Here is a 10,049-nt window from a genome sequence, read left to right on the forward strand (position 1 = left end):
ATTTCAGGCCAGCGTTCATGAAAACACTTAATTGCTCTGTCATTATATTCTGGATTTTTTTATTGATTTGACTCTATAAGTCGTCTATGTTCTGAGAATCGACCTTCACGTCTCCATCTTGCAAGGCCAGTATTATCGAATACTACATTGTTATCTTTATTGTATACCCAGTCGAAATTCAGCTGATCCAAAATAGGTAAATTTCTGTTGTGTATAATGGATATTTGATCCGTTCTGTTGTTTTTAGAAAATTCAGCACCATTACTTATCAATTCGTCGATTTGAGTGATTATTAGATTATAGTTGTCGTAGAATTCTATAGCACCCTCGTATGTATCGATATCAGGAATTTTTATATTTGCTAGATCCTTGATATTCTTGATAATTTCTACGCTAGGAATCTCAGACTTATAAAAATTGCAACCTTTCACCACTTTGCTTAAAGCTGAAATGCTATAAATGGCTCCGTTATAATCATTAATCATATCATTTAAAATTAACGCTTCGATGCCAGATTTTATGCTTACAGCTAAGTGTTTATTGCTTGTGCAGATTGCAAAACTTTTATTATATTGGAGACTTGAGTACTTATTCAGCTTTAAGCTTTTAAGATCCTTAATCTTTAAGGCTATTGTCGAATTATCCGTGTCAATTTCTACGAGAATTATATGTGTAATAATCATAACAGAAAAATTTTGATTTATGCGTCTAGTACAAAATTTTCCAGACTATCATTATTATACGTTTTGACATAAACCCATCGAACTGAGTTTATAAACTTTACTGCTCCCTCGAAATCATACCGTCTAGTTTTTAAAAGCTCTACCTGCTTATCTTTAGGGAGAAGTATTGCCCATTTTGCAAAACTCAATATCGCTGGATTGGTATCGATCCGTAATGCTAGATGACGATCTAAATCTGTCAAAACAGCAAGTAGCTTTGGAGCAGACCACTCAAATCCCTGGTCTACATCAATTTCAAAACAGGCTGACGGGTCAAGGTGCCGGAATTCTATACCTGCCGCTGATAAAATAAATTTTAATGTATCAAAGATCTTTGACCCCTGAAAGGTGTAAAATTTGTAGGAATTTTCGCCAATTAAAAGCGGACGATCATCTTCCAAACTCTCAATAGGAATATCTTGAAATACCTGGCGCATATCATCTAATTTAGCTGTGCAAGTTTCATCAAGTTCAGGATGAATAGACGAGGTCATCAAAAGTTCGAGCATTTTCTGCCTAACCAAAGGATGCGTATTACCCGGTTCACCACCAAAAATCGGAGGTTTACCATCGTTAGTCGGTTTGACAAATATTTTCCTGCTTCTAAAGTCGATATCAACAACTTTCCAGATCTTGGCGGCCAATAAAATATTATCTTCGATCATGATCGGCGAGGAGGATGGAAGATCACCGATGGATTTGCCATCATGTAACACCTTAAAATGTATTTCAGTGGCAAATACTGAATAAAAATCCCGAGAATTCACAATGCGTTCACCCTCGAGCCCTATGATAACCTCTTTGCCCAACTGTTCAAGCATATCAGTTTCGATAAGGTGACTTAAAATAGCTTCAAACTCTTCTGATGTGATATCCTTAAATGCAAAGTTTTCCTCGAGCTCGGTTTTTAAAACCGGAATAGATAAGCCACTATATTGTTTTACTACAGCCAATAGCTGATGCGCAAATAGATCAAACGTCTTTGATGCTACGAAGGGCGGCTCTATAAATTCCTGCTTATAAAGTTCCCAGCAAGCCAGGGACTGTAGCAGGCTCCATTTTCCAGTTGCATATAACAGTAAAGAACTTGCTTGTCCATCCTTGCGCCCGCTTCGACCCACACGCTGTATTAGTGATGCTATAGAATGCGTAGCATCTATTTGAACTACTTTTTCTACGCTTCCGATGTCAATACCGAGTTCAAGTGTCGAGGTGCAGGATATCACAAATGGATGATACTTATTTGTTTTCGCAAAATGTTCAATCCATTCCCTCAACTCACGATCGACTGATGAATGGTGCGAATAGTAAGCCGTATGTCCATTTACCTTTTCAGCAATCCTTTTAAGTTTGACAGCTACCTCTTCAGCCCGGCCACGGCTATTGGGAAATACCAAAACTTTATTGGAGTAAGTTTCTTTGTATAGATCTTTCAGAAGGTCTATTGAAAGTTGATTTGGTAAACTCTCGAAAAATCGGAAAGAAGTAGTCATGCTCTTTGCGGTTCGGTCACGCAGTACAACAGTGGCCTCTGGATAGCCTGTCATAGATTTAGCTTCATCGAAATCTCCGAGTGTTGCTGATAGGCCTACGATGGTGGGCTTCACGCAAGCACTTTTTTGGATGCGGTGCAATATAGATTTCAGTTGAATACCTCTGTCTGTACCGATAAACGAATGAATTTCATCAATTACGATATATTTCAGATCGTTGAATAAGATCCTGACGTTTTGAGGTTTATTGACCAGCATGGCCTCCAAAGATTCAGGTGTAATCAAAACTACGCCGTTAGGATCTTTAATCAGATGCTCCTTTGCTGTTCTATTTGCTTCACCATGCCATTTAGTTACTTTGATATCTAGATAACTGCATAGGTCTTCCACCCGCACAAATTGATCATTAATCAAAGCGATCAATGGGGAAATGTATAAGACTTGAACGCTCTTGCTCCGAGGACTTATTTTAGATAGGATAGGGAGGAAGGCAGCTTCCGTTTTACCAGAAGCCGTTCTGCTTGCCAATATCACATTGTCATCGCTCTTCATGATTTTACTGATTGCAGCGACTTGTATCGGTCGCAGACTTTCCCATCGCTTGTCCTTCACAAAGCGTCTGATTGGTTCAGAGAGCAGTTCAAATGCCATATTATAGTTCTTCTATACTGTCTAATAAAACATCGACCGGGCGTTCATCCTTTATTTGAATATTGCTAAACAGCGTAGCTTTATCCAATTCCGGATTTTGACGCAGAATGCTCAAAATATTTAGGAAATCACGTATTACTTCTCTTGGTGTCAAAAATTCACTTGCACCAGGTTTATTATATATTTCCTCCATAAAATTTTGTATCGCACTGTTAGAAATATCAATTTCCACCTTATAATGAAACTCAAACACATCTTTAAGTTTGTTGAGCAATACAAATATTTCGTTATGATCGATTGGCATCAATCGGATCACCGGCTGTGCAAAATCGCGTATCTGCAATGTTTCAAATTTATTTGTTTCTAATCTTGATTTTAAAGCTTGATAACTAAATAGACCACGACGCTCATTTTCAAGAAACTCACGCGTACCCGCTATATTGATAAATAAGTTGCTGACTTTACCTTGGAAACAATCGTTATAAATTGTTAGTATCTTTTCATAGTTCTTTTCACGCATAGTCGATGTAGAGATCTTATATAGATTGATAGCTTCATCCAGATTAATCATAAAACCACTATATCCCATGCTGACAAATAAGGCTGTAAAATTTTTAAGCATGTCGTAGAAGTTCAAGTCGTTGATCACCTCACGGACACCAAGATCTTGTCGCGCCTCAGTCTTCGTCTTATATTGCCCCTTTAACCATCTTAGGGCATTTCTTTTCAGTAGCTCATCATCATTTATATATCCTTCATAGTACTTCATGATGACGCTTGCTAAATCAAATCCACCGACATCAGTCAATTCATTGATTGACTGCATAATCTTGTTTTTGACCAATTCTACATATTGATCTTCTCTAATTTGTACAAGAGAAAGGTTATTTTCCGAAGCAGTAGAAGCAACAACTTGCTCTATCCACTTTTCCAGTAAAGTTGCCAAAGCGCCACCTTCAGGTTTGGTCTGTATTGCAATGTTATCCATGATAGCTGTATACAGTACCAGCGCTTTACCATCATTTGAATACAGGCGATTGTCAGGTGTAAAGTCGGCTGTTGAGACCACAAATTTTTGTTTTAATGCTACGGTATTGAGTAGATGTAGCATAAAAGATTTTCCCGATCCAAAATCACCGATCCAGAATTTAACCATGCTATGGCCATTTTTTACATCGTCCAATGCTTTGATAAATGCATCGACTTCATCTGAACGTCCTACGGTAATATGTTGTACTCCGATTCTTGGCACCACGCCACTGAGTAGTGAGTTGATAATTGCGGTTGCTTCTTTAGGCTTTACTGTTAGTTTCATGCTTTAATAATCATTTTATAATAATCCTCATTCATGTCCAAATATTCTTCGTCGCGCTCTTCGATGAGCGTATCGTCTAAAATTTCATAACAAATTTCGTTGACGTCATTAATAATAGGGCCTGATCGCAGGCCTCTTGCTTTACAAAAATCTGTTATCTGCTCCTGAGTCAGTTCAAAACTATTGGTAGTGAATAGACCGATCAATTCACGCTGATCTAATGACAGATCAATCTCTTCAATAAATGGGTCAGCAACGGTAGAAGATTCGACTGTGGCATGCTCTGTTTCAATTGACACCTTCTCCATAATTATTTCTTTAAGAATCAGGGTATCTTTTACTATTTCTTCTTCGTCTTGCAGGTAGTTATTTAATAGCTCAACAGTACTTTTATCTTGTTCCTGTACGGTTTTTATAGCGTCTATATTCAATTCTATTTTTCTTCGAATTGGTGCATATATAGAATCTACTTTTTCGATTGCAGAGGCGAGATCGCGATCCTCTTTTAATTGTTGTATAATGTCATTAAATGCCTGTTCATGATGATCATTTTTAAATAGTGACTTATGTATTGTTTTTGTTAACTGTTTATCATCAATTTTATCCGATTTTAGGTCAGCATTCAGGTAATGTAGATAAAGCTTTATAGCCTCCTGTTTGTCAACAGTGTATGCAACCTTGCAAGCTTCGTAATAGATGTTCTCTGCAGATGAATTTTTTTGATTTTCTACAAAAAGTGAATGAATTTCTTTTGTAAAGTTCTCAATGGTCTCACTGTTTAATACATATTTTATTGTATCAAATTTAGATTTCCAACGCGTCGTATTCATCCTGTTCAATTCGATCTCAGTTACCATGTCTGGATCTTGGATAGAAGTTATTAGGTTTTCTAAAATCTTATTGACATCAAGCCCAATTCGTTCTTCAAAAATAGGACTTAAGCCCTTAAAGTATTGGATAAAGTCAGACGAAACTTTTCGTTTATGATGCCATTTCTCTCGAATTAGATTTTCTGCCCGTTTGAATATTGTGTAGTAGACCTGTTTTTCGAAATAATCATTAACGTGATTTTGGCCGTAATAATCTTGGAACAGCCATTCGCCATCCCTAGTTTCTTTATTGATTCTTCGTGCGTTATCAGAGAGGTTTTCAATCTCTATTTTTAAATCAGATCCCTTTTTTGTTAGCGTAGCTTTTAGTTTTTTGACACAACTGAGAAAAAGGGTAATGGTCTCTATACAGCAGCCTTCAACCTCAGTGAAAACATTATTTACTCCAGATAATTTATTGACTAGGACAACTTGTGCTTTTGACAGCCCCATTTTGTCTTTATAACGTTTACCAAGTAAATAGTCGTCATAGTTGTAATTATCTTCAAATCTTCTTTCAGTACTTTCTTCAATAGGTTTAATAATCATTTTTTCTTCTTCCGCTGGAAAAAGATTAGAATCATCTAAACGCGCAAGTAATTCTTCGATATTTAAATCGTTAAGAGATGGAAAACTTGTACCCGTGTTCTCGCTAGCAAATTGTTGAGTTGATATAATTTTTTCGTGATGATCCGAAATATCAATGATATTACTGTTTATGACTTCAGAATTGTTACCTACTATTAATTGATCTAACATAGACTGGATTTCACGATGCTCCTGTGGATCGCTTCTATTATCTTCCTTTTGAATTGTCATTTCTAATTCAGTAGGTCTATGGTCAATAGTTTCCTCGCTAATTTTTAATACTTCTACCTCACATAATAGCTGAACTGGGGGTATGATATTACCAAATACTATATTTTTATTTTCTTCTGCGGCTAAATGGGAAAGTTTCTCTTCCTTCATCGGTGGAAGAGGGGGTGTAGAAGATGTTAAAGAGTGTGTTTTAAATGTGTCAATAGCAATTCTGTATACTTTGTAAACCTTATCTGGACTACAATGACGGTTTTGCAATAATCTGAACGTAAGATCATATAACACATTTGGTCCGACTTTACTACTGAAAAATTTTTTAAGATCATACTGTTCCTTAATGGAAAGTTTACGTAGCGCAAGTGCAGCAGTTTCCAAAAAGTTATTTGGTAACTCATACTGACAATTTTGTGTACTTAGGTAGTTCCGCCAATCTTCTCCATAGTAGAAAATCGCTGTCTTCATTTCCCCTGATATCGGTTTTTCTTCCGTTCTTCTTCGGGGTATGGATTGGCGCTCCTGCTTTTTGTTTTTTTTACTTGAAGCAACCAAAGCAATAATAATCACAATTAATATTATAAAAAAGGTCCCCATTAACTTTTCATACTGAATGCCTGCAATAATGTTGGATAGAAGTTTCTGTAAAGTACTCCAACACGGTTAATAATTCTGTTTTTCTAATTTATCAATGTTTTTCCGTAAAAGCAATATTCATTCATTAATATTCAACAATTTGTTGTAACAAAAGTATCGATTGACCGTATATAATTTTACGGTTAACCGTATGTATTAACTTAGTTGCTTGGATTAACAGCGTATTTACAGTTTACTCATCCAATAGAAGAAAGCAGTTACGGCAATCAAAATGAGTAAATATAATAATAGCTTGCGACTGCTTTGATGTGGTGTATCTAGTTTATTTATATTTTTAGAGATAGCGGATTTGGTTTCATCATTGTTATCCCAATGCACTTTTCGTTCAATAGGATTATTTATGAAGTTTTTATCCTTATCGGATGAACCTGAGGGCGTATCGATCTCGTAATTATTTTTTGTAAGTGAGTCTAAATATAGATTCAAAGTGTATTCATCAGGATATAAAACCTCTCTAGACTTACTTCCTTCAAATGGACCTACTATACCAACAGCCTCCAGTTGATCCATGATTCTAACGGCACGGTTGTAACCTAGCTTAAGTTTACGTTGTATTAAAGCAGTTGACCCCTGTTGGTGCATAACTATAAATTGCGCAGCCTCTCTAAATAGTTGATCTCTCGTCTCTATGTCAAAGTCACCAATACTTGGCAATTCTATTTCGTATATAGGTAATAGATATGCAGAAGGGTAACTTCGCTGCCCACTTATAAATTCACAAATAGCAGTTATAAAGTTATATTCTACATATGGTTGAGTACCTTTTACTAGTCTTTCTCCTTGTTCATAAATTAATTCCCCAGGAGATGCTAGTTTCTCAGCACCAACACGATCTAATATTTTTTTTGATTCATTTTGAGACATCAGCTTCATGCCGATACGGACACTGAAATTAGCTCTCAATTGAGGTGTTATGATGCGCGACATAATTTGGCTTGTTACAGCGAGTAGATAGATTCCTGTATAAAGATTCATCTGAGTAAGTGCTATAAGCGATTTGATCGTATTTTCATCTAAAAATGTCTGAATATCATCCATTACTAACACAATGTTAGGGAGGTATCTATGTCCTAGATTAGGATCAAGAGTTCTATTTATGAATTTGTTATTATAATCCTCAACCCCTTTAACCCCCGCTTTTTGAAACAAATTAAATCTTTGCTCACACTCTAATATAATTGCATCAATAGTTGAGCATGCCTGCTTTCCTTCCACTAAAGGTGTTTCTACACCTGGTAAAGCTGCTAAGAAATGTCTCTCCAATATAGCCAACGTATTATAATCAACAGGCTTACTTCTGCATATCACGAGTTTTAATTGTGCTGGGTGGTATAAATACAGCCACATGACCAACTGGTTATAGACGAATTGCGTTTTGCCAGAAGCTATGGTACCTGCTAATAAAATATTAGGATGATGGTAAAGCTCACGAAGTTTTAAATCTTCGGAACCATCAAGAAGAAGAGGAAGTTTATACTGAGAAGCTTCTTGTCCCATTTTTGAAAATAAAGGCTGGAGTAAACTTGGCAATAATTCTAATGTTGGATATTGGTAACTAGATAAATCCATCTTTTCATCATATACTCCAAATTGTTCTAATAATGCCTCCGGATCAGTAATTACTGAAGGATTCTGGTAGTATTTGACAATCGTTTGGATAAGCTGTTTGAGATCTTCATCTTGATATTGTTTTTCTGCAATGTCGAGCAATTCTAAGAGCGAAGCGGCAGATTCTTTCCTCCATGAATCCTCACTAGAATCACTTGTGGTTTTACTCAATATTGCATCTTTAGTAATGGGTGTCCCAAAATAGTTATGTAACTCTTCTATATATTCATTGATATTAGTTTGATTTTGGGATGGCCAATCATTCATCGCACTTACAAACAACGTAGCTATCTCTTTTAGAGCATGTTCATTCGAGTCTGCTTCAATAAGATTTTTTAATTGCTCTATGTTTTCAAGTCTCGCTTCGTCTTTCATAGTTTATTCTTTTCCTACCATTATTTTTTAATCGTTTCTATTTAAGTTGATTTGGTCGTGATCTTTTATTTCTATATAAGATTTAGATGTTCATAATTGGTAATTAAAGATAACATTAAATTCTGCTTGTTTCGTCTTCAGTTTTTTTTAAATAACTATTCAATTTATTTAGAATACTAATCCTTTAATATAGGAGGCATTGGCCAGTTATGTTCTAATCCTTCGCGTGATATTGCTTTTAACCTTTTCTCATCAACTTTATATTTGTTTTGGATTGCGACTTTGAGCTTTTTCACTAACTTTTTTTGATAATCGTCATTCATGTCAGAATTACTAGTACTTGTTCTCGGATACTTTTTGTCTGCCAATTGCATTGATTTATCTTCAGCTTCGATAATCTCTTTGAATATCATTTTTCTATCATTAAGACTAAGTAATTTGTCGTCACCTTGTACGTATTCATTTTCGAGACTCGTTTTAAAGTGCTGTACGGCTATAGTAGGCTCATTTTCAATTTTAGCTTTTGAAATTCGAGCAATCCATTGTCCCATACCACTTTCACTATGCTCCACCGTTTGAAACAGAAAGAGATTGAGAGCATTAGGGCGATAGCTGCTATTTCGTATTGAATCATATATATGGATTAAAAGTTGCCTATTCCTTTCTTCATTTAAACCATCGTCATCTTTTAAAATGATATCCGCTCTGTACAGAGTTCTAGTTGAGCTTGTAGTAATTGTTGGTGCTGAAATTTCGTATCCAAGAAGAGTTATGTGCTCACTTCTAATTGTATCCATTGATGAACTTGTATTTACATTAGTACCTGATGTGGTACAATTGATGCATAACATTGCTACTAAAGGAAATAAATAAAAAATGCTGTATTTCATAAGACGATTATAAAACCTGTAAGGTTAGATCTAATTTATTGCAATTCATCTGTATATGAATACGGCTTCCCGTATTTTTTAATTAAACCGATCAACACAAAAATCCCATATCAACAACAGCTGTTATTGGAGCCAATGCTTTGAGTGAAATAGGAGTGAGCTTCGTTTATTTTGCTTCGCAGATCCCTTCGGGATTTTTCCTTGGGCGCTCCCGCAATTATCAAAACAAAAACAGGAGCTATAATAAAAATCTACCAGTAACATCCACCAACCTCAAAGTTTTTCCATCGTCAGAAAATTCAAATATTGACTTTCCTTTAAGTCGCAGTTCTTGGCCTCTCTTTATCCGTTTGGAAGATCTTTAGCTAACTTAGCTTCTTCTCCGATTGTGATTTCAGAAATATTGTTGTGGTGAAGGCTGTTCGCTATTAACAGGGCAGTTTCAAAATTCATCGACAGCATAAAGTTTTCGAAAGGCGTACTCTAAATCAATTGGTTGCCTCTTGAATTCAGCTATCAAAAAGATAGTATTCAGATTATTTTTGGTACCCTATACTTTTTTTCTGTTTGTAATTTTGCATCATATTCTAAATTAATAGTTTATGAAAAATAAAGATAAAGACAATTCCAATAATATACCCGTTTCTTTTCATTCG

6 protein-coding genes are annotated in these 10,049 nt (G+C 35.6%); all 6 read right to left on the reverse strand.

What is annotated here, in order from left to right; translation table 11 throughout:
• Positions 1-59 precede the first annotated feature (59 nt).
• Positions 60-683, reverse strand: coding sequence for a hypothetical protein (locus WH188_RS26000; RefSeq protein WP_339424856.1), 624 nt, complete (start codon positions 681-683; stop codon positions 60-62).
• 17 nt (positions 684-700) lie between these two features.
• A complete protein-coding gene (locus tag WH188_RS26005) occupies positions 701-2,866 on the reverse strand; it encodes a DEAD/DEAH box helicase (RefSeq protein WP_339424857.1) in 2,166 nt (721 codons plus the stop codon).
• 1 nt (position 2,867) lies between these two features.
• Positions 2,868-4,181, reverse strand: a complete 1,314-nt coding sequence (locus tag WH188_RS26010) for an ATP-binding protein (RefSeq protein ID WP_339424858.1) — start codon at positions 4,179-4,181, stop codon at positions 2,868-2,870.
• Entirely contained in the window at positions 4,178-6,433 is a 2,256-nt protein-coding gene (locus tag WH188_RS26015; protein WP_339424859.1) for a tellurite resistance TerB C-terminal domain-containing protein, read from the reverse strand. The genes WH188_RS26010 and WH188_RS26015 overlap by 4 nt, the downstream gene beginning before the upstream one ends.
• 252 nt (positions 6,434-6,685) lie before the next feature.
• Positions 6,686-8,503 (reverse strand): DNA translocase FtsK, encoded by a 1,818-nt coding sequence (locus tag WH188_RS26020; protein WP_339424860.1) that lies wholly within the window; start codon positions 8,501-8,503, stop codon positions 6,686-6,688.
• A gap of 176 nt (positions 8,504-8,679) precedes the next feature.
• Positions 8,680-9,393, reverse strand: a complete 714-nt coding sequence (locus WH188_RS26025; protein WP_339424861.1) for a hypothetical protein — start codon at positions 9,391-9,393, stop codon at positions 8,680-8,682.
• Positions 9,394-10,049: the final 656 nt, after the last annotated feature.

The sequence above is a fragment of the Sphingobacterium sp. MYb388 genome (assembly GCF_037479535.1).
In the GTDB taxonomy this organism is placed as follows: domain Bacteria; phylum Bacteroidota; class Bacteroidia; order Sphingobacteriales; family Sphingobacteriaceae; genus Sphingobacterium; species Sphingobacterium anhuiense.